This window comes from Candidatus Accumulibacter cognatus, assembly GCF_000584975.1.
GTDB classification, from domain to species: domain Bacteria; phylum Pseudomonadota; class Gammaproteobacteria; order Burkholderiales; family Rhodocyclaceae; genus Accumulibacter; species Accumulibacter cognatus.
This window is the reverse complement of record NZ_JDST02000056.1, coordinates 45,912-69,470: the sequence shown is the minus strand read 5'-3', so window position 1 is coordinate 69,470 and position 23,559 is coordinate 45,912. Positions and strand designations below refer to the sequence as shown.

22 protein-coding genes are annotated in these 23,559 nt (G+C 60.9%); 12 read left to right on the top strand and 10 right to left on the bottom strand.

The window, feature by feature from the left end; translation table 11 throughout:
* Positions 1-306 precede the first annotated feature (306 nt).
* From AW06_RS11095 to AW06_RS11075, 5 genes are all read left to right on the top strand, one after another.
* A complete protein-coding gene (locus AW06_RS11095; RefSeq protein WP_034949800.1) occupies positions 307-1,023 on the top strand; it encodes a PEP-CTERM sorting domain-containing protein in 717 nt (238 codons plus the stop codon).
* Positions 1,024-1,173: 150 nt separating this feature from the next.
* Positions 1,174-2,727 carry an MraY family glycosyltransferase gene (locus tag AW06_RS11090; protein WP_273704609.1) on the top strand — a complete coding sequence of 518 codons (1,554 nt, stop codon included), beginning with the start codon at positions 1,174-1,176 and terminating at the stop codon, positions 2,725-2,727.
* A 6-nt stretch (positions 2,728-2,733) separates the two neighbouring features.
* A complete protein-coding gene (locus tag AW06_RS11085) occupies positions 2,734-3,174 on the top strand; it encodes a low molecular weight protein-tyrosine-phosphatase (protein WP_034949797.1) in 441 nt (146 codons plus the stop codon).
* A 58-nt stretch (positions 3,175-3,232) separates the two neighbouring features.
* Positions 3,233-4,432 (top strand): polysaccharide export protein, encoded by a 1,200-nt coding sequence (locus tag AW06_RS11080; RefSeq protein ID WP_034949877.1) that lies wholly within the window; start codon positions 3,233-3,235, stop codon positions 4,430-4,432.
* A gap of 286 nt (positions 4,433-4,718) precedes the next feature.
* Positions 4,719-6,923: a polysaccharide biosynthesis tyrosine autokinase gene (locus AW06_RS11075; protein WP_046535360.1), complete on the top strand. Its 2,205-nt coding sequence runs from the start codon at positions 4,719-4,721 to the stop codon at positions 6,921-6,923.
* A 20-nt stretch (positions 6,924-6,943) separates the two neighbouring features.
* On the opposite strand, the gene rlmB is transcribed toward AW06_RS11075, so the two are convergent.
* The 8 genes from rlmB to AW06_RS11035 all read right to left on the bottom strand — a co-directional run bounded on the left by rlmB (position 6,944) and on the right by AW06_RS11035 (position 14,859).
* Entirely contained in the window at positions 6,944-7,699 is a 756-nt protein-coding gene (gene rlmB / locus AW06_RS11070; protein WP_034949795.1) for a 23S rRNA (guanosine(2251)-2'-O)-methyltransferase RlmB, read from the bottom strand.
* A gap of 66 nt (positions 7,700-7,765) precedes the next feature.
* Positions 7,766-8,833, bottom strand: coding sequence for a carboxysome shell carbonic anhydrase domain-containg protein (locus tag AW06_RS11065; protein ID WP_034949793.1), 1,068 nt, complete (start codon positions 8,831-8,833; stop codon positions 7,766-7,768).
* 15 nt (positions 8,834-8,848) lie between these two features.
* Positions 8,849-10,138, bottom strand: coding sequence for a GTP-binding protein (locus AW06_RS11060; protein WP_034949790.1), 1,290 nt, complete (start codon positions 10,136-10,138; stop codon positions 8,849-8,851).
* The gene (gene cysD, locus AW06_RS11055; protein WP_034949787.1) at positions 10,138-11,067 is read right to left on the bottom strand and encodes a sulfate adenylyltransferase subunit CysD; all 930 of its coding nucleotides are present in this window, start codon (positions 11,065-11,067) and stop codon (positions 10,138-10,140) included. The genes AW06_RS11060 and cysD overlap by 1 nt, the downstream gene beginning before the upstream one ends.
* Entirely contained in the window at positions 11,064-11,810 is a 747-nt protein-coding gene (locus AW06_RS11050) for a phosphoadenylyl-sulfate reductase (RefSeq protein WP_034949784.1), read from the bottom strand. The genes cysD and AW06_RS11050 overlap by 4 nt, the downstream gene beginning before the upstream one ends.
* Positions 11,807-12,328, bottom strand: coding sequence for a DUF934 domain-containing protein (locus tag AW06_RS11045; protein ID WP_034949782.1), 522 nt, complete (start codon positions 12,326-12,328; stop codon positions 11,807-11,809). Before AW06_RS11045 ends, AW06_RS11050 begins: the two co-directional genes overlap by 4 nt.
* Entirely contained in the window at positions 12,321-14,030 is a 1,710-nt protein-coding gene (locus AW06_RS11040) for a nitrite/sulfite reductase (RefSeq protein ID WP_034949779.1), read from the bottom strand. The genes AW06_RS11045 and AW06_RS11040 overlap by 8 nt, the downstream gene beginning before the upstream one ends.
* A gap of 52 nt (positions 14,031-14,082) precedes the next feature.
* Entirely contained in the window at positions 14,083-14,859 is a 777-nt protein-coding gene (locus AW06_RS11035) for a sulfite exporter TauE/SafE family protein (RefSeq protein WP_034949775.1), read from the bottom strand.
* A gap of 107 nt (positions 14,860-14,966) precedes the next feature.
* Between AW06_RS11035 and cysB the strand changes: the two genes are divergently transcribed.
* The 7 genes from cysB to AW06_RS11000 all read left to right on the top strand — a co-directional run bounded on the left by cysB (position 14,967) and on the right by AW06_RS11000 (position 22,285).
* Entirely contained in the window at positions 14,967-15,914 is a 948-nt protein-coding gene (cysB, locus tag AW06_RS11030) for an HTH-type transcriptional regulator CysB (protein WP_034949773.1), read from the top strand.
* Between the two features lie 609 nt (positions 15,915-16,523).
* Entirely contained in the window at positions 16,524-17,819 is a 1,296-nt protein-coding gene (locus tag AW06_RS11025; RefSeq protein ID WP_034949769.1) for a site-specific integrase, read from the top strand.
* 263 nt (positions 17,820-18,082) lie between these two features.
* Positions 18,083-18,334: a hypothetical protein gene (locus AW06_RS11020; RefSeq protein ID WP_034949767.1), complete on the top strand. Its 252-nt coding sequence runs from the start codon at positions 18,083-18,085 to the stop codon at positions 18,332-18,334.
* Complete coding sequence (locus AW06_RS11015) at positions 18,327-18,908, top strand: hypothetical protein (protein WP_034949766.1); 582 nt, start codon at positions 18,327-18,329, stop codon at positions 18,906-18,908. Before AW06_RS11020 ends, AW06_RS11015 begins: the two co-directional genes overlap by 8 nt.
* A gap of 112 nt (positions 18,909-19,020) precedes the next feature.
* Positions 19,021-19,596, top strand: a complete 576-nt coding sequence (locus AW06_RS11010) for a hypothetical protein (RefSeq protein ID WP_034949764.1) — start codon at positions 19,021-19,023, stop codon at positions 19,594-19,596.
* Positions 19,593-20,426, top strand: coding sequence for an ATP-dependent Clp protease proteolytic subunit (locus tag AW06_RS20425; RefSeq protein WP_138677274.1), 834 nt, complete (start codon positions 19,593-19,595; stop codon positions 20,424-20,426). The genes AW06_RS11010 and AW06_RS20425 overlap by 4 nt, the downstream gene beginning before the upstream one ends.
* Positions 20,423-22,285: a hypothetical protein gene (locus AW06_RS11000; RefSeq protein WP_034949761.1), complete on the top strand. Its 1,863-nt coding sequence runs from the start codon at positions 20,423-20,425 to the stop codon at positions 22,283-22,285. Before AW06_RS20425 ends, AW06_RS11000 begins: the two co-directional genes overlap by 4 nt.
* Before the next feature lie 15 nt (positions 22,286-22,300).
* Here the strand turns inward: AW06_RS11000 and AW06_RS10995 are convergent, their stop codons facing one another.
* Both AW06_RS10995 and AW06_RS10990 read right to left on the bottom strand, forming a co-directional pair.
* The gene (locus tag AW06_RS10995; RefSeq protein WP_034949758.1) at positions 22,301-22,870 is read right to left on the bottom strand and encodes a hypothetical protein; all 570 of its coding nucleotides are present in this window, start codon (positions 22,868-22,870) and stop codon (positions 22,301-22,303) included.
* Positions 22,867-23,301, bottom strand: coding sequence for a hypothetical protein (locus tag AW06_RS10990; protein WP_034949756.1), 435 nt, complete (start codon positions 23,299-23,301; stop codon positions 22,867-22,869). Before AW06_RS10990 ends, AW06_RS10995 begins: the two co-directional genes overlap by 4 nt.
* Positions 23,302-23,559 lie beyond the last annotated feature (258 nt).

The window sequence follows — 23,559 nt, the reverse complement described above, 5'->3', positions numbered from 1 at the left end:
AGTGCTGCAACCGCAAGCTACCACAGCGAATCTTGTTCCCCGGGAATGCGCCGCTGGGTGCCGAGAGGTGTCGACATTTTTTACACATGGCCGCTTGCGGTGAGCGAAAACAGGGCAATAAAAATGACAAGTGGTCGCTAACGGGCTGTTTATAAGAAGTATTTGATTTAATGACCATACATGGCATCAATGTTGCTTTGCTATTATGGCAAGTTATCAATGATATAAAAAGGAAATGTTTCACATTACGGTTGTCTGGCAGAGTGTCAGGCAATAGTCGCGTCACGAGTTTTTCTAGGAGCTACCATGATGAATCTGAAATCGATTATTGGCCCGGCGCTTTCTATTGCCGGTCTCACCGCCGGGCTCTTGGTTGCTGCGCCGGCGACGGCTGGCATAAAGGGACAGATGATTCTGGATCTGACCGAGGGGTGCTTCTCTTACGGAGCCGCCGGTGCGCCAGGATGTTCCAATCCAGACACAGCTTTCAAGGAGTACGCCACTGGCAAGTACAAGTTCGTCGATACCCTGCTCGCCCCGTTAGGCGGTTTGCCGGCTGGGCTGGGGCCTCTTTCGTTGAAGCCCTATAGCTACCAGGCATTTGCCAGACTTGAAGCGGGTGCCGATCCGGCGCTACTCCCCGACACCATGATTTTCGATGTGACCGGGTCGTGGCCAAACTACACCGCGTTGTCAAGTGATCCGGTCATGCGCCTGGGGCTGTCGATTCTGGCCGCGGTCATGGGGAGTAACCCTGGGTCTTATTTGTTCGACCCGAACCCATCCGTACCGGGGGACGAGTTCTCCATCCACTGGAAGTTGAATACTGCGGACGAAACCTTCGCTGCGTGGTCCGAGCAGGACTTGAACTGGCTGGCACCCTTATTAGGCCAATCGAGGCTTCCTGCCGACGTCAGCTTCAGAATGCACCTCCAGCTCAATGCCATTCCCGAACCTGCCTCCTTGGCACTTTTGGGCATCGGTCTCATTGGTCTGCTCTTCGGCGGCCGTCGCCTTACCTGATTTATTCCAGGCTTCCTGGCGCGACAGCGCCACCAGCGATGCGCAAGCAGAACCAGCAAGGGTTCTGCTTGTGTAGAGACTGGTGAAATGATGAGCGTGTAATTCACCGCGGTGGCGGTGGGAGCTTGGCCGTAAACTGTGGAGGTGGCCATGAAATGGGCCGTTCTATTTGGCGTCTGTCTGTTGATATCCGGTGTGGCAATCCGGCTGAGCGCTGTGCTCGCCAGTCGTCTGGGGATCATGGATCGACCCGGCGGGCATAAGCAGCACGAAACCAGCACGCCGTTCGTTGGTGGCTTTGGCGTGCTGGCCGTTCTCATCAGCGTACCACTGCTAGGCAACTGGCTTTTCGTGGATTTCATCTGGTCTCCCTTGCCCGGACTGCCTGGGCTCCTTGTCGGTGCCGTGGCCATCTTTCTGACCGGTCTTGCCGACGACATCTGGGGCCTCGGCTTCAAGCCACGTTTGATTATTCAAGCCCTGGTTGCTCTATCGATGGTTCTGATCGGCGGAGTCGAACTGAGGTCACTGGGAGAGATCTTGCCAGGAGGGCATGTCGATCTGGGTTGGCTGGCCATCCCCATGGCAATTTTCTCGACCATCGGCTTGATCAACGCCCTCAACATGATCGATGGCATTGATGGTTTGTCGGGCTCGGTGAGCTTGGTCAGTCTGGCGCTTGTCGCCATGCTTGCCCATAGTGCCGACAGTGTTGGATATGTCTTCTTCATCGTTGCCCTGATGGGGGGTATCGGCGGTTTCCTCTATTACAATTTGCGCTACCCCGGTAACCACCGGGCGCGAGTCTTTCTCGGAGACAACGGGAGCATGCTGCTGGGCTTCCTGTTTGCTTGGTTGTTCATTGTGCTGTCGCAGGGAGAAGAGGACCAAGAGGCCGTGATGACCCCGGTGACTGCCTTGTGGCTGTTCGCATTGCCGCTGATGGATACCGTAGGTGTGATGATTCGCCGTATCTGGCAGGGTAAGTCACCGTTTCGCCCTGACCGCCATCATCTGCATCACCTCTTTGTGTGCGCTGATTATCGCGTTTGCGACATCGTTGCGTTGGCTGTTACCATCCAGCTGCTCTTTGGACTGATCGGTATCGCTGGTCTATTGTTTGGCGTACCGGAGTATCTGATGTTCTGGTTGTTCATCGGCGTATGCGGTGCGTATTTCCTGGGAATTCTGCGGCCAAGTCGGATCGTGCCCTGGCTACGGTCGCTCAACGGCTGGCTCGGCCTGCCGTCGGTGAAGGTGCGCGGCATCTTCATTGGCTATCTGCGCAAGGAGAAATGTCGGGAGGTTCTCGGAGTGATTTCAGAAAAACTTGGCAGCGACTATGATTACCAGGTGACTGTTCACCAGATGGCCGCATCGAGCAGCGAAGAACGCCGAGTCTACTGTGTGGTGCACATTCCCACCGAAGGAAATGATCAGTTGATTGGCAGAATCCAGCGCGATGCTCTACGCATCAAAAGACGTCTCGCCAAACAGCGGGGTATCGATGTGAGGCTGTTCATCTCTCGTAATACCGAGAACGACGTTCGTTCCGTCTCCATTGCCATGACCGGAAGAGGCAGCCGGCGTGCCGATCGCCGCTGCGCGCAGAGCACTTTGATATACTCGAAAGAGTACGGCCAACGCATGATCCGGAGCGAGGGCGCGGGCTTCGAATTCAGCGTCCCGCCCGGGGGTGGGTGACTTGAAATGTTCAACAGGATTCTCACTGTCTGTACCGGCAACATCTGCCGCAGTCCGGCGGCAGAGTTCCTTCTGCGTCAACACATCGAGAAGGCCGGCAAGCGGATTGAAGCACGTTCGGCAGGCATCGGTGCACTGGTCAATCATCCAGCGGCAGAAGCGACCTGCGCAATGATGAACGCTCGTGGCGTTGATCTCAGTGCTCACCGCGCCAGTCAGCTCACTCGCGAGCGACTCCGCTGGGCCGAACTGGTGCTGGTGATGGAAACACACCACCGGGACGCAGTGCTAGCGATGGACCCGACGGCGCGTGGCAAGACTTTCCTGCTCGGGCACTGGACGAAAACGGAGATTCCCGACCCGTATCGGCGGGGGGAGGAGGCACACGCCGAGGCGCTGCAACTGATCGAGGAAGCACTCGAGCCCTGGGTCAGAAAGCTCGTTTGAACGGTTTGATCGGCCGTGCGTTCGCGGAAGTGTAAGATATTAAGCTATGGGCTTCAGCATGAATGTGTCTCCGGTTTCACTTGCCAGGAGCCGCCAGATCCTGGTGTGTCTCGCCGTGGGTACACTGGCGGGCTGTACGATCATTCCTGGTAACCATGCGTACAGTCACCGCGATGAGTCGGATGTACGGCTACCGATACAGCAGGGGGATACGTTGGCTCCCGCCAACGTCAAGATCAAGCCAATCACTGCTGAACTGATCATCGACCTGTTCAAGGCGGCTCGGCCGCCAGTCGGCGATGGAACCAGCTCTGCCAAGGCCGCAGAGAAGAACAATCCTCGCTTGTCAAGCGATAAGCCTGCTCCCGTGCCCGAATACCGACTCGGCCCCGGTGACATCATCTCGATCATCGTCTGGGACCATCCGGAACTGACCATTCCCGCCGGCAGCTTTCGTACCGCCGAGCAAGCGGGCACCGTAGTCGCCGAAGACGGGACGATTTTCTTTCCCTACGTGGGTGTCATCAAGGTTCAGGGCAAGACGACCAGCGAGGTCAGGTCGATTCTGTCGACCAAACTGGCCAAGTACATCGAGAAGGTCCAACTTGACGTGCGCATGGTGGCATTCCGCAGCCAGCAGGTGTACGTCGTCGGCGAAGTTGTCAAACCGGGTATTCAACAGGTGACCGACATTCCGATGACCGTCCTCGATGCGGTCAATCGAGCCGGGGGCTTCACGCCCGATGCGGATTTCAGTCGTGTGCTGCTGACACGGCGGGGGACGACTTACCTGGTAGATATTCAGGCAATGTATGACTACGGTATGAGCGAGCAGAATGCGCTGCTTGAGCAGGGCGACATCGTGAACGTCGCTGACCGCAGCTATAACAAGGTGTTTGTGCTTGGCGAAGTAGCCAGACCAGGCTCGCTCGTGATGAACAAGAAACGTTCGACGCTTGCTGAAGCGCTCAGCGATTCGGGCTACATCAATCAGACAACCGCCGATCCACGCTGGGTCTATGTCATGCGCGGCAACAGCGATACGCCGGAGTTGTTCCATCTCAATGCCAGCCTGCCTGACGCGATGCTGCTCGCCGACCGCTTCCCGCTGCGGCCTCGCGACATCATTTACGTCGACACGGCACCGATTGTCCGCTGGCAGCGCGTGATCGCCAACATGCTGCCGACGGCACAGATGCTCAATCTGACCAGCCAGACCTATTTTCCACTTTTCGGTGGCCGACAACCGTCGCGCTGAATCTGATGCGGGCCGATTTTCGGGTCCCAGTCTGGCCAGGCGCGTCGATTGCGATGGCCTGCCGGTTCACCATGCTTAACGGTCATGACTCTTTCAGGCAACTTTGATCATGAAAGTCATGACCGTTTCTCCCCGTTCCCTTTCCAGCGAGTGGGGGAGATTCGTGAGTCGCTGATGCGACTTTCACATTAAACCACCAGAACCGTTGTCGGACGGCTGCAACTATGGATGACAAATGTATAAAGACCGGTCAAGACCCGCTGCCAGTGCGAAGACTGTTCCCGGCATGAATGCAGCCGCAACGCAGGCGCTGCCAACGCTTTCTTCCGAAGATGCGGATGAAGGTCTGGCGCTTGGCGAGATCATTGCCGTACTGATCGACTACCGCTGGCTGATTGCGGCAATCAGTCTGCTGGCTCTGGCGATTGGTCTGGCCTGGTTGCTGGTGGTCAAGCCGGTGTACCGGGCAGACGGTTTGTTGCAGGTCGAGGAAAAAAGCTCCGGGGTCGGCTCGCTGAAAGCACTGCAACCACTGCTGGGTGATGATACGACGGTTTCTGCCGAGATCGAAATCCTTGGTTCGCGGATGGTCCTCGGACGGGTAGTGACCAAACTCAAGCTCGACATCATTGCCAAGCCGAGGACGTTACCTCTGCTTGGCAGCGCGGTTGCTAAGCGTTACGAGGGCGACGAGCCCAATTCACCATGGCTGGGCCTCTCCAGCTTCGCCTGGGGGGGGGAGCGTATTCAAGTCGATTCGCTCGACGTCCCGCAGGTGCAACTTGACCAGCTACATACCCTGATCGCCGGCGAGGGCGGGGCATTCGAAGTCTTCGACGACGATGATCAACTGGTCCTCAAAGGCAAGGCCGGGACACGCGCCAGTAATCAGGGCTACGCGATTTTTGTCGCGGACCTGAAGGCACGGCCGGGTACGCAGTTTTGGCTCAGAAAGCTTTCGGCGGAATCGGCGATCGACGATCTGCGTCGCAACTACTCGGTTAAGGAACGCGGCAAGAAGTCGGGAGTCCTCGAACTGAGCCTGCTCGGGCAAGACCCGGCCGAGATCGGACTGGTCCTCGACGACATCCAGAACACCTATGTTCGCCAGAATGTCGAACGACGATCAGCAGAAGCCGAGAAAACCCTGAAGTTCCTCGAAACCCAGCTTCCTGCGCTGAAAACGCAACTGGATAGCGCCGAAGCGGCTTACAACAATTACCGTCAGAGCCGCGGCTCTCTCGATCTGAACCTCGAAACCCAGGCGATCCTGAAGTCGCTGGTGGACGTCGAAAATGCTGCGGTGCTGCTGAAACAGGAGCGGGACGAACTGCGGCAGCACTTCAAACCGGAGCACCCGCGGATCGAAGCGATGGACAACAAGCTGCAGCGGCTCGATGAACGCCGCAAGCAGTTCGACGCCGAGGTTGCGCGCTTGCCCGATACCCAGCAGACGGTTCTGCGTCTTGCTCGTGATGTCGAGGTTTCCAATCGGTTGTATACCGAGTTGCTCAACACCGCTCAGCAGTTACGGGTTTCCAAAGCCGGCACCGTTGGCGACGTGCGTGTCATCGACGTTGCGGCGGTCGCCCGCAAACCGGTAGGCGCAGGTCCGGTCGCCATTCTGAGCATTGCACTGCTGCTCGGCCTACTGATCAGTATGCTGGTAATCTGGGTGTTGCGCTCGCTGCGCGTGGTCGTCGAAGATCCTGAGATCATCGAATCACAACTGGGTCTGCCGGTGTACGCGACAGTGCCGCACAGTAAGGCCGAGGTCGAATTGCATCGCCACGGGCGTGGTGGCACGGGCGGACTGCTGGCGGTCGTCGATCCGGAGGAAGACGCGGTGGAGAGCCTGCGCGGACTGCGCACGACGCTTCATTTCGCGCTCCTCGACGCGCAGCGCAACTCCTTGCTGATTACTGGATCGAGTCCAGGTCTGGGCAAGAGCTTCGTTTCCAAGAACCTGGGCGCCGTCCTTGCGCAGCTTGATAAACGCGTCGTGATCGTCGACGCCGACCTGCGCCGGGGGCACCTCCACAAGGAATTCGATATCGAGCGTTCGCCTGGATTGTCCGAGTATGTTGCCGGACAGGCCTCGCTTGAAGAAATCCTCAAGCCCACGGTGTTGCCAACGCTGCGGGTGGTCGCGACCGGGCAGATTCCGCCCAATCCCTCCGAGTTGCTGATGCATCCGCGTTTTGAGGTACTGCTGGCAGAACTCGCGGCGAACTTCGACACGGTGATCGTCGATGCGCCGCCGGTGCTAGCCGTCTCCGACGCAGCGATCATCGGACGTCATGTCGGAGCGACGCTGATGATCGCCCGAGCAGGAAAACACCCGATTCGCGAACTCGAACAAGCGGTCAAACGGCTCAATCAGGCGGGTGTACAGGTCAAGGGTTTCGTTTTCAATGACCTCAATGTCAGCCGCCAGAATTACCGTTATGGCTACAAGGGCTATGTCTACCGTTACTCGTACAAGACCTGAAATACAGGAGCGGCAGCGGGCTACTTCCTGCCTGTTTGCTGGTTGGCTCGCCGCCGCGCCTCGTAAAGGCAGACGCTGGTGGCCACCGAGACATTGAGACTGGCCACTGATCCGAACATCGGGATGCGTACCCGCTGGTCGCAGGTTTCCCGGGTCAGGCGGCGCAGGCCGTCGCCTTCGGCACCCAGTACCCAGGCGCAGGCGGTTGGCCACTGCGCGCCATAGAGATCTTCTTTCGCCTCGTCATCGGTACCGATCACCCAGATTTCGCGTTCCTTGAGTTCACGCAGGGTGCGAGCCAGATTGGTAACCGTGATGTACGGTACGGTTTCGGCAGCCCCGCTGGCCACTTTGACGGCTGTTTGGGTCAGGCCGACAGCACGGTCCTTGGGCGCGATCACTGCGTGCGCACCGACGGCATCAGCGACGCGCAGGCAGGCCCCGAGATTGTGCGGATCCTGAATGCTGTCGAGGACCAGCAGGAAAGCCGGCTCTTCGAGGGTATCGAGCACATCGTCCAGCGCTACCTGGCGCTGAATCGCATCGACGCTGGCGATGACCCCCTGGTGCCTGGCGCCGGGCGCAATCGCCGCAAGGCGGGCAGATTCCACCGGTAGTATCCGTACCTTGGCGAACTCGGCGTGGCCAAGCAGATCGCGAAGACGTGCGTCGCGGCGACCCGCATCGACATAGATCTCGCGCACCGCACCTGGATCGTGGCGCAGTTTGGCAAGAACCGAATGAAAGCCGAAAATCAGATGGGTGTGGAGGGACATGGCAAGGGTTCAGGCAGAAGGGAGTCGGCGGAATACGATGAGGTATTCTGGGGCCTTGAATCTCCCTTATGCGATCGTCTCCAGAGTTCGTGAGCGCCAATCGAGGACGGCGGTGCGGATGGTCATCTGCTCGCTGAGGTGGGGAAACTCGGCACGAATGACATCGGCGGCAAAAGTCGAGAGGAATCTCGACTTGAGTTCGGCGCGTGCGCGGTCCACACCGATTTCATCGTAAGGCACCGAGGCCAGCAGCAGAAAACCGTCGTCCGGGATGCGACCGGCCCGCATATTGGCTTCAATGATGCCGGCCGCGCGGCGGATCGGGACATCCAGATTCGGGCTATAGGGGCCGATGATCAGGGCGATGTTGGGCGTGTGCAGGAAGTCGAAGCCTCGGCCGAGACAGATCATCCACTCGCGGTGCTCGATGTCGAGCAGACGCTCGTTACGGCGAATTTGTGCGCGTACGTCTTCGATATGTGCCAGGTTGCCGTACAGCAGCGGCAGCAGGTCGGCGCGCATGCGCGCAGGCATATCCGGCAGCAGGGCGGCCAGGCGCAGTTCGAGGGTTGCACGGTCACTCGAAGTCAAGGTTGCCAGGTCGAGTTTGTCGCCGGCGGTGCCGTGAATGACCAGCGCATCCTCGTCGGTTTCGAAACCACAAACCAGCGGATAGACAGTGCCGTGGTCGCTCCCGAAAATGTGTTCGACCTGGCGGCGAATCTCATAGGTGTGTGCGATCGCCGCTGCCGTGTCGTACTGGAAACCGGCACAGCCGCGCTTGGGGTCGCCTTGCGAGTAGTGGTAGGTGACCAGGACCACGACATGCCGGCCGGCACTGACGACGCGTTGCACGTGGTGTGCAAGGACCTCCCCGAGATGTGGCCAACCAAGGTCGAAAATGCCTCCGAGGTTGCGGAAGGGCATCAGGATTCCGACCGGGGTGTTGGTGGCTACCGGAATGTTGATGCGGCCGTCCATGCACTTGAGAACGGCGATCGCGGTTGGGTGCTCGGCCAGATAGCGTTCGCGAGCCAGCCAGGCTTCCGGGCTGCGAAAAATCGTGCTGTGGCGGTCGGCGAGGCCGAACAGCCAGTCGATGCGTTCCGCGATCGGTTTGCCGTGAATATCCATGGTCGATACGCGCGGTCAGACGATCATGCCGGCGCCGATGGTGTTGTTCGATGACTCGTCGATGACGATGAAAGCACCGGTTCCCCGGCTTTCAGCGTAGGGGTCGGCGAAAATCGGTTGCGCCAGCTTGAAGCTGACGCGCGCGATGTCGTTCATCACCAGTCGCTCGGCCGTCTCGTGCTGCATGCTGTTGATGTCCACGCGGAAGACGATGCCGGCGAGGATGGCCTTGCTGTCGCGGGTGGTGTGGCGGAGCAGGTACTTGCGGCGCGGGTCGAGCGGCGACTCCGACAGCCAGCAGAGCATCGCGTCGATCTGCTTGGTGACCTTTGGCAATTCACCGCTTTTGACGATCATGTCGCCACGCGAGATGTCGATCTCGTCTTCGAGCAGAATCGTTACCGACTGTTCGGTCACGGCCCTGTCAAGCGATGCGCCGAGCACCTGGATGTCCTTGACACGCGTTTCCCGCCCTGAAGGCAGCACCGTAACCGCATCACCAACGACCAGTTCGCCTGATTCGACACGGCCCATGAAGCCACGATAATCGTGCAGTTCCGGGTTGGTGGAATCCTGTGGGCGGCAGACGTATTGCACCGGGAAGCGGAATTTCTCGGCGTGGGCGCTGTGGATGGCCGGCGCACTCTCGAGAATCTCGAGCAGCGTTGGGCCGTCGTACCAGTCGAGACGCTTGCCGCGCTCGACGATCATGTCGCCCTGCAGTGCCGACATCGGGATGAAGCGTACGTCGGTCAGACCCAGCCCCGCAGCAAATCCTTGATAGTCGCTTCGGATCTGCGCGAAGGTTGCGGGTGAGTAGTCGACGAGATCCATTTTGTTGACCGCCACGACGATATGTGGAATGCCGAGCAGATGCGCCAGATAGGAGTGGCGGCGGGTTTGCGTCAACACTCCCTTGCGGGCGTCGATGAGAATGATGGCCAGGTCGGCAGTCGATGCGGCGGTGACCATGTTGCGCGTGTATTGCTCGTGGCCGGGGGCATCGGCGATGATGTACTTGCGCGTACCTGTGGTGAAGTAGCGATAGGCCACGTCGATGGTGATTCCCTGTTCGCGTTCAGCCTGCAGGCCGTCAGTCAGCAGCGACAGGTCGACGACATCGAGCCCGCGTTTTGCCGATGTCCGCTGGATGGCATGCAGGGTGTCGGCGAGAATGGTCTTGCTGTCGAACAGCAGGCGGCCGATCAGTGTACTCTTGCCATCGTCAACGCTGCCGCAGGTCAGAAAGCGCAGCAGGCCGTTGTCGGGAACGGCGGCAGTGGGCAGTCTCTCCATCGCAGACATCAGAAATATCCTTCCCTCTTGCGTTGTTCCATGGATGCGTCCGAAGTCTGGTCGTCGAGGCGGGTCGCGCCGCGCTCGGTGATCGTCGTGATGGCCGTTTCGGCAATGATCCTGGCGACGCTGTCGGCGTCGGATTCCACCGGCGAGGTGCAGGTGATGTCGCCGACGGTTCGAAAGCGCACCATCAGGTTTTCGATCGTTTCGCCGGGTCTCGCTGGCGTCACTTCGGTGACCGGCAGCAGGCCACTGCCGCGGCGCACCAGCGGGCGGCAATGCGCGAAGTAGATCGACGGCAGCGCGAGCTGCTCACGTTCGATGTACTGCCAGACGTCGATCTCGGTCCAGTTCGAGATCGGGAAGACGCGCATGTTCTCACCCTTGAAGCTACGAGCGTTGTACAGATCCCAGAGTTCGGGTCGTTGGTTCTTGGGATCCCACTGACCAAATTCGTCCCGGAACGAAAAGATGCGCTCCTTGGCACGGGCTTTTTCCTCGTCGCGACGCGCGCCACCGATACAGGCGTCGAAGCCGAATTCCTCGATCGCTTCAAGCAGCGTCACCGACTGATGCTTGTTGCGCGGTTCATCGGGCGACTTGAGGAGCACTGTGCCACGTGCCATCGAGTCCTCGACCGAGCGGACGATCAGCCGCTCGCCGAGTTCGCGCGCGCGCCAGTCGCGGAAGTCGGTGACCTCCCGGTAGTTGTGTCCAGTGTCGATGTGTAGCAGCGGAAATGGAAAGCGGCCTGGGCGGAAAGCCTTTTCAGCGATACGCAGCATGCAGATCGAGTCCTTGCCGCCGGAGAAGAGCAGCACCGGATTGCTGCACTGGCCGGCAACCTCGCGCATGATGTGAATGGCCTCGGATTCCAGCCAGTCGAGATGGGATAGCTTGACCTGAGTGAGTTGCGAGAGCGTTGCTGTGCTCATGATTGCCTTTCGGGAAGCTGGGTGCGCTTGACGTGTAGGCCGCATTCCCTGGATTCCGGGTTTTCCCACCACCAGCGGCCGGCGCGGATATCCTCTCCAGGCGTGATCGGTCGTGTACAAGGCGCGCAGCCAATGCTCGGGTAGAAACGGTCGTGCAGGGCATTATAGGGGACCTCGTTGAGCTTGAGGTAAGCCCATACCTCGCGTTCGCTCCAGTCGACGAGTGGGTTGAACTTGGTCAGGCCACCGTTGGCGGTGTCGACGCTGCGGATCGACAAGCCCTCACGGGTTGGAGCCTGCTGCGCGCGCAGTCCGGTGATCCAGGCTTTCCGGTCAGTCAGCGCGCGCTGCAGAGGCTCGACCTTGCGTACCATACAGCAACCCTTGCGCAGTTCGACCGACTCATAAAAGGCGTTGATCCCGTTCGCGTAAGTGTAGGCCTCGACGAGATCATGACGCGGATAGTAGAGGTGAAGCGCCAGGCCGTAATGCTTTCTGACCTGTGCGATCAGATCGTAGGTTTCGACCGGCAGGCGACCGGTATCGAGCGAGAAGATCTCGATTTCGGGGACTTCGCGGACGATCAGATCGGTCAGTACCATGTCTTCGGCGCCGAGACTGCTGGCGAAAGCAGCCGGCGAGAAGTCGTTGGCGATCTCGTGCAGCAGCGCGCTGGCCGCGTCGACGCGGGTGGCCAGCGCATCGAGGAGCGCCGGGTCGTCGAAGTTGAGCAGCTTGTTCATGCCGGTTCCTGTACGGAGCGTCTTTGGAACAGTGGCTGCGGCTGGTCGACCGCCGCCTGATAGGTCTCGCTGAAAACCGACAAGCCGGCCAGCGCCTTCTCAATGTCCTTGTCGGCCCGCAGCGCGTAGGCGTCGATGCCGCAACGTTGCATGTAGAAGAGCTGGTCCTGAAGGACGTCGCCGAGGGCGCGGATCTCACCGTCGTAACCATAGCGTTCGCGTAACAGGCGGGCGCTGGAGTAGCTGCGTCCGTCGGTGAACTTCGGAAAATTGACGCCGATCACGGTGAAACGGTCGATGTCGCTGGCCAGCGCTTCCGGACCTTCGTGGCTGTCGAGCCAGACCCCGAAGGGCGTGGCGCGGGCGATGATTTCGTCGCGGCGGGCTTGCCAGACCGACAGCGGCAACAGAAGCGGTGAGGCGGGCAGCGGCACCGTATCCGGCGATTCACCTGCGGCGAGGGCAAGCACCTGCCAGTCGTCCTCGACGATTTGCCTGTTCTTGATGATCCTAGGCATTGACGACCTCCTTTTCCCGGCTATCGACCTTGGCGGTTCTGCGCCGATCGCGACCTGCGTAAGCGCGGACCTTGAACGGATCGATGCCGATCCGCTGCAAGGTATCGATGAAACGCTCGCTGTCGGTCCGGTTTTCCAGATAAACGGCGATCAGCGCCTCGATCACCGCGGGGACTTCCTGGGCGTAGAACGAGGGGCCGATGACCTTGCCGATCGCGGCGGCATTGCCTTGCTGGCCGCCAATCGTGATCTGGTACCACTCCTCGTCGTTCTTGTCGACACCGAGGATGCCGATATTGGCGACATGGTGGTGGCCACAGGAATTCATGCAACCTGAAATGTTCAGCGAGATGTCGCCGATGTCATGGAGGTAGTCGAGATCGTCGAATTTCTGGTGGACCGCCTCGGCAATCGGGGTCGAGCGCGCATTGGCGAGCGCGCAGAGGTCACCGCCGGGGCAGCAGATCATGTCGGTCAGGAGGCCGACATTGGCGGTCGTCAGGCGATGGCTGCGGGCGATCTGCCAGAGTTCGTGGAGATCGCGTTGGCGGACATCGGCAAGAACCAGATTCTGTTCATGGCTGACGCGTACCTCGCCGAAACTGAAACGTTCGGCGAGATCGGCAACGGCCATCATCTGCGCGTCGCTGATGTCGCCGGGAGCGACACCCGGTGCTTTCAGCGAAAGGGTGACGGCGGCGTAGCCCGGGGTCTTGTGGGCATGCACACAGCGCATGACCCAGTGGGCAAAGGCTCGGTCTGTCCTCACCCGGGCGGCGTGCAGCGGGTCTTCTGCCGGCAACGTTTCCCAGGCGGGTGGGTTGAAATATCCGGCAAGTCGCGCGAACTCGGCATCTGGCACGGTCGTCGGGCCATCCTTGAGATGCGACCACTCGGCTTCGACCTGACGGCCGAATTCCTCGATGCCGAGTGCCTGCACGAGAATCTTGATGCGCGCCTTGTACATGTTGTCGCGACGACCGTAGCGGTTATACAGGCGCAGGATGGCGTCCAGGTACGAGAGCAGATGCCGGCGCGGCAGGAATTCGCGAACCACTTTGCCGAGGATCGGCGTGCGGCCGAGGCCACCGCCGACAAATACCCGGAAACCGAATTCGCCGTCGTCATCGAGGACGAGGTCGAGACCGATGTCGTGCGCACGAATCACGGCCCGATCCACGGCCGCAGCATTGACCGCGATCTTGAACTTTCGTGGCAGAAAAGCGAATTCCGGGTGGAAGGTCGACCATTGCCGCAACAGTTCGCAGTAGGGGCGCGGGTCGGTCAGTTCGTCGGGAGCGATCCCGGCGAAATGGTCGCTGGTGATGTTGCGCACACAATTGCCCGAGGTTTGCACGGCGTGCATTTGCACGCTCGCCAGTTCAGAGAGGATCGCCGGGGTTTCCTCGAACTGCGGCCAGTTGAGCTGCATGTTCTGGCGTGTGGTGAAATGACCGACAGCGCGGTCGTAGTGGCGCGAGATTTCGGCCAGCTTGCGCAGTTGTGTAGCGGCGAGCATGCCGTAGGGGATGGCGATCCGCAGCATCGGCCCGTGTCGCTGAATGTAGAGGCCGTTCTGCAGGCGCAGGGGACGCAACTCGTCGGCCGTGAGTTCACCGGCCAGATGACGGCTGATCTGGTCACGATACTGGGTGACGCGTTCGTTGATGATCTGTTGGTCAATTTTGTCGTAGCGGTACATTGCGCTCGTTCCTTGGGTAATATGAGGCGCTGGTCAGCGCTGGTGCTACAGCCTAATGGGCAATCAGCTTGCTGCCGATGAGCACCAGCATGCCGGCAAGAATCGGACGCAGAATGCGGTCCGGTACTTTTGCCGAGGCGTGGCTGCCGAGCCAGATGCCGGGCAGCGACCCGAGCAGCAGACTGCCGAGCAGTGACCAATCGACGCTGCCGATCAGCCAGTGACCGAGGCCGGCAAGGAGCGTCAGCGGCACCGCGTGGGCAACGTCGCTGCCGATGATGCGGATCGCCGGCAGCCTGGGGTAGAGGTAGAACAGTACGGCGACGCCGAGCGCGCCAGCGCCGACCGAGGAAATGGTCACCAGCACCCCGAGCAGGGCGCCGACCGCTATCGTGATCGGTGCCCGCAGTTGCGTGTGTGCGACATCGTCGGCTTGCGCCAGCGCCTGCTGTTGTAGCTGGTTGCGAAAGATGATCGCGGCCGCGGTCAGCAGCAGGGCAACCCCGAGCGAGATCGAAATGATCTGCGAGACGGCTGCGCTCTGCTTGGGCAGGAACGACAAGGCCCAGATCGTCAGCAGCGCTGCCGGCATGCTGCCGCTCGCCAGCAGTCGCGTGATGCGCCAGTCGACGTGCCCCTTGCGAGCATGCACGACGGTGCCGCCGGCCTTGGTGATTGCCGCATAGAGCAGGTCGGTGCCGACCGCCGTTGCCGGGTGAATGCCGAACAGCAACACCAGCAATGGCGTCATCAGCGAGCCACCGCCGACGCCGGTGAGACCGACGATGGCGCCGACGACAAAGCCCGACAAGGTATACATCCAGTCCATGGCGCGCCATAACGAAAAAAGGTATGCGCACATGGTAACAGCCACCGTATTTGATCGAAAAAGAATATTCAGTTAGATTCTTATAACCAATTACATGTGCGATCGCCATGAAACTCCAGCAACTCCGTTACCTCGTTGAAGTCGCACGTCGTGGTCTCAATGTTTCAGAGGCTGCGGAGGCGCTGTATACCTCGCAGCCCGGGATCTCCAAGCAGATCAGACTGCTCGAAGAGGAACTGGGAGTGACCGTTTTCCAGCGGGGCGGCAAGCGCCTGACGGCCATCACCGAACCCGGCAGGGCAGTGCTTGAAATTGCCGAACGCATGCTGCGCGAAGCCGAGAACATCCGGCGCGTTGGCGAGGAATATGCCGACGGCGACTCCGGTAGTCTGGTGATTGCCACCACCCATACCCAGGCGCGCTATGCTCTGCCAGCCGTCGTCAAGAGCTTCGTCGACCGGCATCCCAGGGTCCGTCTGTCACTGCATCAGGGCCATCCGACCCAGATCGCCGAGTGGACATCGAAAGGCGAGGCGGATATCGCCATCGCTACCGAAGCGCTCGAGCAGTATCCACAACTGGTGATGCTGCCCTGTTACCAGTGGGTACACTGCGTGATCGCTCCCGACGGACATCCGATTCTTGCCGAAAAGCCGGTGTCACTGGCCGCGCTGGTGCGCTGGCCTTTGATTACCTATGACTCGGCTTTTACCGGGCGCTCGCGCATCAACAAGGCTTTCGAACTGGCCGAGCTGACTCCCAACGTGGTGCTCACCGCGATCGATGCGGATGTGATCAAGACCTACGTCGGGCTTGGCCTCGGGTTGGGGATCATCGCCCGCATGGCTTTTGATCCGACACGTGATACCGGCCTGCAGGCGTTGCCCGCCGAGCATCTGTTCGGTTCGAATACGACGCGCATCGGTTTGCGGCGGGGAACCCACCTCCGTCGCTATGAATACGATTTCATCGAGCTTTTTGCGTCGCACCTGACCAGGAAGGCGGTAGACATGGCAATGGCCGGCACGCGTCCGGCTGACGAGTACCAGCTATGAGATACATCGATCACCTGAGGTCGATAGTAACAGTTCACACCCACCCCTATAAAGGTCTTGGTAGATCTCAAGTAATCTCCCGTCTGGGCAGAAGACTTACCGTCAAAGAACACCCTCCTGAAGAAAAGCGGCTCTGGCACCGGAGGCCATCAAGAGCGGCTCGAAGGAAGAGAGGCTTAGGCGGTGGCGGGGATAAAGCCGTACTTCTGGATTCAAGCAGCCTCACCAGCAGACTTTTTTGGCATGAGAATTTTTTTTCAGGCGCAGCAGGAAACCCGGAATGCGCCGCCCGGTGAGCTCCCGTCGCGCAACGGTGCGGCACCCCGGCGGACAATTACGGACCAAGTAAAGCGCCGCAACCCTCGACCACTGGTGCGCTGTTCGGCCACACCGGCCGGTGCAGAACTCTCAGTGCACCGTGCAGACCATGCATGGTGCAATATCATAACCAGCAAGGCAGCACAGAAGCGAACCAGACATAAACTTGTTATTTTTCATATTGTTAATTGCGTTACGATATTTTTTATTGACGGAAAATGCCTGAAAATGCTCGGAGGCAGCCAGACTCAAAGTGATACCATTCGTGATACCCGAATTTAGGCGCCACGAATGGCAATCAACAAGCTCACTGACTCCCGCATCGCCGCCGCGAAGCCGAAAGAAAAACAATACTCGCTTTCGGATGGTGGCGGGCTATCCCTACGCGTCAGGCCGACCGGATCGAAGACCTGGGTGTACGTATTCCACCTAGACGGAAACCAGCGCCGGATGGGCCTTGGCAGCTACCCTGCGGTAGGCCTTGCAGAAGCACGCAAGGGCCGAGACGACGCCCGCAAGGTACGTGAAACAGAAAACCCGATCTTGGCCCGCAAGAAGGCGAAAGAAGCAGCTCGACGTGAGGCAAGAGGGGACGGACCACCTAAGACGGTCCGACAACTTTTCGAGAAATGGCAAGAGGTCGAGTTGACTCAACGCAAGGACCTCGGTGCGCGCACTGAAACGTACTTTGAGCGCGACGTATTTCCGGTGATCGGGGACAAACCGCTGGTAGACGTTACCCAGGCGGACATTTGGGCAATCAGAGACCGCATGCGGGCGACCAAGCGGCCAAGGCGGGCCGCAGACGCTGACGGATCGCGCCTAGTCAATATGCATTTGTCCGATTTGCGGCAAATGTTCAACTTCGGAGTTTCCCGTGGTTACAGCAACGTCCAGCCGACAGCCGGGATCAGGTCTCGTGATTACGGCGGACAAGACCATGCCAGCGATCGATGGTTGACTGAGCCAGAACTGCAACAGCTTGCGAAGATCCTCCCCGCGTCCCGACTCAGCAAAGTGTCCCAGTGCGCTGTGTGGTTGCTACTAGCCACCGGAAACAGGGTTGGGGAGTCGTATAAGGCGCGTTGGTCCGAAATCAGTTTTGAAGGCCGAACCTGGTTTATCCCGAAAGAGAATCGAAAAGGAAATCGATTGAACCCGGCGAAAGACCACTTGGTATGCCTTTCTGACTTCGCACTCGGGCAATTGCGCTTGCTAGAGGCACACACCGGCGATTCACCATATCTATTCCCCAATAAGCGGGACCGCCGCACCGCCGCGCCGGACAATTCGCTGCGACGACAAGTCGCGGACCTGGGCGCCTCCCTTTACACAGGCGGCCAGCCTTGGACACCGCATGACCTGAGGAGAAGCACCGCGACACTTCTGCTCTCCGTCGGTACGACACAACCTGTCGCGGACAAGTGCATCGGCCATTACGCCCGGGGAGACCGCGTGGCATCAGCATATTTCCATTGGGGCTATGAGGACGAGCGGGTACAGGCTTGGGAAAAACTTGGTCGGAAGTTAGGGCAAATCATGCAGACATCTGCGGCAGCTACCGTACCCTTCGCGCCGAAACCCTGACTCCTTGCAGCGAATACACCTTGGACAACCGCCACCTTTGGCAACAAGGCAAAGAGATTTCACGGGTACAAGGACTTGACAAACAAGCATGTCTATGGCATTATTCCAGAGTGACTTCGCACATCCATCACCCCATCAGTAGTCTCCTTATATCCCGCCTTTGATCGTCTGATCAGGCGGCACTCCGTTCTCTCCCGGTTTCACCCCCTGATCGATTGCGGCCCGACATCGTGTCGGCCTCGTCACGAACCCTCAGGGGCATCATGTCCACGCATTTCCTTTCCGTCGCCCACAGCGAGCGACTCGGTGTCGCACTCGTCATCGGCGGCGCCCTCCTGCTCGCCGTCCGGTCACCCTTGGCCTTGCTCGCCTACCTCTGCCTGACCGCAGGCAGCCTCGTTCTCCTCGCCGTCGCGCTGAACCGGCGGGACGCCGCACAGGCTGCGATGCAACTGACCTTCGTCATGATCAATGCGATCGGACTCGCCCTGGCTATCGGGAGTGCGCATGCCTGACGACGGCGCCTTCGATTTCGACATGGCGGAAATCGCCAACGCCATCGTCTCGACTGCGGAGACGGTGTTGATCCGGCCAATCGAAGCGCTTCCCCGCATCGATGCTTTTCACGGATGTCGCGCGCCGGAAGACGGCTGCATTCTCGGAGTCGAATTCCCTTGGGCCGCGCCGGGCGTGTGCATCGTCGACTACTACCGGTCTCCGGCCGGTTGGTTGGTCTTTCTCGAAACCGGCGCGAACTCGCTCACGATCCGCCTCCGTCACGAGGATACCGGGATCGAGCCAACGCACTCGAAGTTGGGCATCACCCGGACCTGGCGGGCCGGTCGCCGCGGCCCGTTCGATTACCTCCGCCGAATCATCTTCAGCGCCGTGAACGAAGATCGATCGCCGTTGTACGACTTGATGCTCGCGCGAGCGCTGCCCGACCTCTTTGCCGCCCCATTGCGCCAGCGTCTGCCGACACCGCTGGATCTGTCCCTCACCGTCATGGGCGACACGGCCTACCCGGCGCGAGACGAAATCCTGTCCACCCTCCTCAGACCGGTGGTCGAGCGCCATCCGTCCAACTAACACTGCAACCCACGAAAGCCCCCGATGCCCCGCCGAATAGCTGACTTCCCGATCCCCGACTCCCCGTAGCCCCAACGGCTCCGGGGTCTACCCAATCTTTCCCGGAGCCACCATGCCTCACCCTGGATATACCGTTCCCCATTCGTCGGACGACGACGCCCCGCTGCGTCTCTTGGAGACGCATCCCGCCTTTGCCCGCGCCAGCGAGCGCATCGCCGAACACACCGCACCACCTGCTCGACGCAAGCCCCTGCGGCATCCCGACCAGGCGCTGCTCAGCACGGCACGGGCCGCAGATCTGCCGCGACTGCGCGAAGCCCTGCGCGCCGGCGCCAACGTAAACGCTGTCGAGACCACCTCCCGCTCGATCGGCATCCACGGCCGGGCCCAAGGGCCGCGCCGTTCGGCCCTACAACTTGCCCTCATGGCCCGCGGACGGACGTGGGTCGACTGCGCACACGCGCTGATTACCGCGGGCTCCGACCCGCTGTACTCCAACCGCTGGGGCGAGACCCCGGGGCAGCTTCTGCGCGATCGCCTCGCCAAGGCCCGCCTTCCGGATCGCCACTTCCGGCTCTATTGCGACTACGTCCTGCAGAAGATTCTGCGACCGGCCAAGGACACGACGCACTGGTTCGACGCCGCATCGAGGGCCCTCTTCACGAAACTGCGGAGCGGGCGGCCATGAGCGGAGTCACCATGCACTGCGAGGCGGACCACGCGCGGATCACGTTTCGGGCGCCGGTCGATGCCGAATCGATTTACGCGCTCTGTGACGCGATCGACCTGGCCCTTTCGTACTTCCACTACGAGACCGTGGAAATCCGCATCCATTCACCTGGGGGCGAGAGCGACGCGTTGCGCCACCTGGTCGTGCAGTTGCCGCGCTGGCACCGGCGCGGCGTGCTGATCCGGACCGTGGCCATGATCGAATGTGCGAGCGCGGCGGCGATCATCCTGGCGGTCGGTTCGCCGGGACACCGCCACGCCGGTCTGTCGAGCCGACTCCTTTTCCACCGCCCGCGCATCGACGCCGGGGCCGTGTTGTCGCGCGAAGTCCGCAAGATCGCCGGCGTGCTGACCGCCGAGTCGGGCGCCGCCGTCATTCGCCAGCTCGAGCGACTGGAGAAGTCGATCTGCCGCGAGGATGATCACCACCACGGCATCGTGCGCACGCACATCCGGTCCGATCAGTCGGGCTCGCAGCGCTGGTTTGCAACCGAACGCCAACGCCGCGCAAGCCTTCTCGCCGCACCCCGGGATCGATTGGTCGCCGGTGCCAACCGCGGCATCGTGCCCATCGAAGATCAGGACCTTGCGCGGCTCTCTGATGCGGCCGCCGCGCTGGCCGACCCGGCATTGTCCGACCCGCAGGCGCTCGAAGTGCTGTTCGTAGTCCTCGGCGATATCCTTGATGCCGATCGGCCGATCAATCCGTTGCTCGCCTGGGCGCTGTTCCTAGTCGATCACGTCGACGGACTTGATCTTGGCGAAGAAATGTCCCGGGGGGCCCCATGAGAATCAACGCACCACTCCCCTGGGCTCCGGACGACCGGATCCACATTCCCGAATTTGCGGCGCTCTTCGCAGGCGATGCGATGATCCCGGCCGCGCTCCTCGGCACTGGATCACTGGTGCTGGGCGGCACCGGCAGCGGCAAGACCGCGAGCATCGTGATCCCGCTGCTCAAGGGTCTGCTACGCCATCGCCAGGACGATCCCGGGGGGAGGTTTGCCATGCTGGTGATCGACCCGAAAGCTGAGTTGCTCGATGTCGTTCGAGCCCACATCGGCGACCCGGAACGACTCGTCGTGCTCGGCGAAGAAGGATCGCCGAGCGTGGACTTCCACGAAGGCGCGCGCGGATCGATGTCGCCGATGGAAGCCTTCGACCATGCGTTGGATTTTCTGAGTCCCGACGCCCGCCGATCCGTCCGCAGCGGCGGCGACAACCAGTACTGGCAAATGGCCGGCATGGATCTCGCGCGGCAACTCGTCGGCCTGGTCGCGGCGATCGAATCTGCCGGACGAACCGTGGTGGGCATGCTCCGGCGACGGGACATGTGGGAGGATCCGACGACCCGATCAGCGGCACCCGAGCCGTCGCCCAGTCGCGTCTTCATGGAGATGTTGTGGCAGGTCGGCGGATTTTTCCAGCCGCAGGAGACGACACTCGCGGCATTTCGGGGGCGGATTGCGATGGCCACGTCGGTCATCGAGCGCTTTGCCGTATCCAATCAGTGTACTCGACGAGGCACCGGGGCCGGCGTCACCATTCCGCCAGGCCGTCGCGATGCACTGCGCGTCGTCCGCCTGATCCGTCGCATGGTCGCCACGACCGAATGGCCGGATGACATGCGCAATGAGGCGCTGCGTACGTGGTTTCGCGATGTCGACCTCAACATGACGGCGATCGCCGAGCAGTTGTGGCGGCGTTACCCATCCTCGGGAACCCCGGAAGCGCCCGTCGGGCAGACCCTGTTGCTCGACGCCTTTGTCGCGACGAATGCCCCAGGCTCGTCCTGGTATGCGCAGCCGGCGGGATTGCTGGCCGGCCTCCTGGCCTCCCTGCGGATCGGCCGCGAAACGCGCTTCGATGCGGCCGGCAAGGAGGTGCAGGCGATCGGGGATGCCCTGCGCCGGATCGCCCGGTCCGTGGGTCGCTCCGACCTGGCGGAAGCCCTGGCCGCGATTGGCTCGGCAGACGCCAAAACCATGTTCTGGCATGCAGATATCGCCATGTCCCTGATCAAGCCGCTGATCGACCCGGATGTCGCCCGACGCCTGCATCTCGACCCCGTGCGTGCGTGCGGGGCCACGGTATCGATGGCGGACTGTGTCGAGGCCGGGCGGGTTGTCGTGTTTCAGCCGCAGCTTCTTGCCACCGATGCCGACAATGCGTTTTCGAGAACCCTGAAGCAGTTGTTCTTCCGCGCCACCCTGTCGCGCCGGAACCGCACTCGTGGCGTCGCCTATATCGTTGACGAAGCGCATCGTTACCTGACCAGCGACGAAGCCGAGTGGGTGGACATTTGTCGCGCGCATCGCGGTATCGTCTGTCTGGCCAGCCAGTCGCTGGCGAGCATCCGACTCGCGATGGCGAAGCGCGAGGTGGATCTGCACTCCGAGGAAATCGGCGCGGCGATCCAGGTCCTGGCGACCAACCTGGCCAGCAAGTATGTCTTCCGGGTCAGCGATCAGGGGACGCGCGAGCTGCTGCGCAACCTGATTCCCTCTTCGCCCGGCGGCGGGGTCAACTTGGTCGACGCCCGTCCGCCGACGACCTTGCGCGTCGGCGAATGCTTTGCGTTGCTCGCCGATGGTTCCTTCACGCGCGCCCGGATCCGGCTGGATGCGGACGATGAGGGACCGCCCTGAGGGCGATCCGCCCAATCAAGAATCGACGTCCGCGACGAGGTCGCGAAACAGCGCCTCGTCGGCAATGAGGCCGGGCCTGCGCCGCTCGATCTCGTCGACGATCTGCAACCACCAGTCGGCGTACCAGACGGCCTCCGCAATCACAAGACCCCAGGCATCGTCGGTCGGCAGAAGTTCGAGCGCGTGCTTCAGTTTGTCGGTGGCGCAGAGCGCGGCACCGGCGACGATCAGGCGCAGCTCACCGACCGGCAGCTTGGGAATCGCGCGCAGCAGCCGGTTCCGCTGTTCGGGAAACGGATCGGGGGCCGATTCGCAGAACAGCCGCAGGGTAGCGCGCGCGGCGCGGCGCTCGCGTTTGCTCAAGCCGTCGACCAAGGGCTTGAGGCCGTCGATCCGGATATAGACCTGAACCATGGATCGCTCCGGCCGAATCAGTGTGTGCAGGTTGCGGATGATCCGGCGGTTTTTCTTCCAGCGCTCCCGGTCATTTCTTTCGAGGGCCTGATGGACCGAGAACACCGTCGTGGCGACGGCCACCATGGTCGGATCGACGGCGTTCGCGACCGTGACGCAGGCCGCGCTCATTGTTCGGTCTCCGCTTGCCGACCCCGTGTCGTTGCGCTGTGCGCACGGCGCAACTGCTGGCCCTCGTGGCGCAGCTTGTCGAGATCCCCGGAGCCCAAAGAGCCCAGCTGGTCGTGCAGGAGCTTCAGGCTGCCGACGATCAGATCGGCATCGAGGGCATCCCCTTGGTCGGGGAGTACCTCGCCGGTGGAAAGACGGAAGTCGGTGAAGCCCGCGATCCGGCAGAGCAAACCCAGTTGGCGCAACTCACGTTCGCCGTTTTGTCGATCGCGGATTCGTGCGAGTTTGGCCTGACGCTGCGTTTCCTCCAGCTGGCGGGCGCGTGTCTGCGTGCATTCGAGTTTCAGTCGCTCAAGCCGCGCCGAGATGCGGGCGAGGCGCGTCGTTTGAAGCTTGGGGCCGGGACATCCGGCGTTGTCCTTTTGTGTCATGGCGATCTCCGGTGAATGACAGGTGCCTTAACCTTAGGACATCGCCTGCCCGTCCACAACCCCCTTGACACAAATTTTTTCTAATGTAAACGGGAGGTTGCGTGAATTTTGGAAATCACTCGCTAGACTTTAAGGAAATCCCTTGCCTGGAAATTCCGTCCGGCATCGGATGCTCGGGAGTGGTGAAATTGCCGTGCCAATAGCGCACATACACATTCGTCGTGTCCGACGAACGTTATTCGCCCCATCCGCGGATGG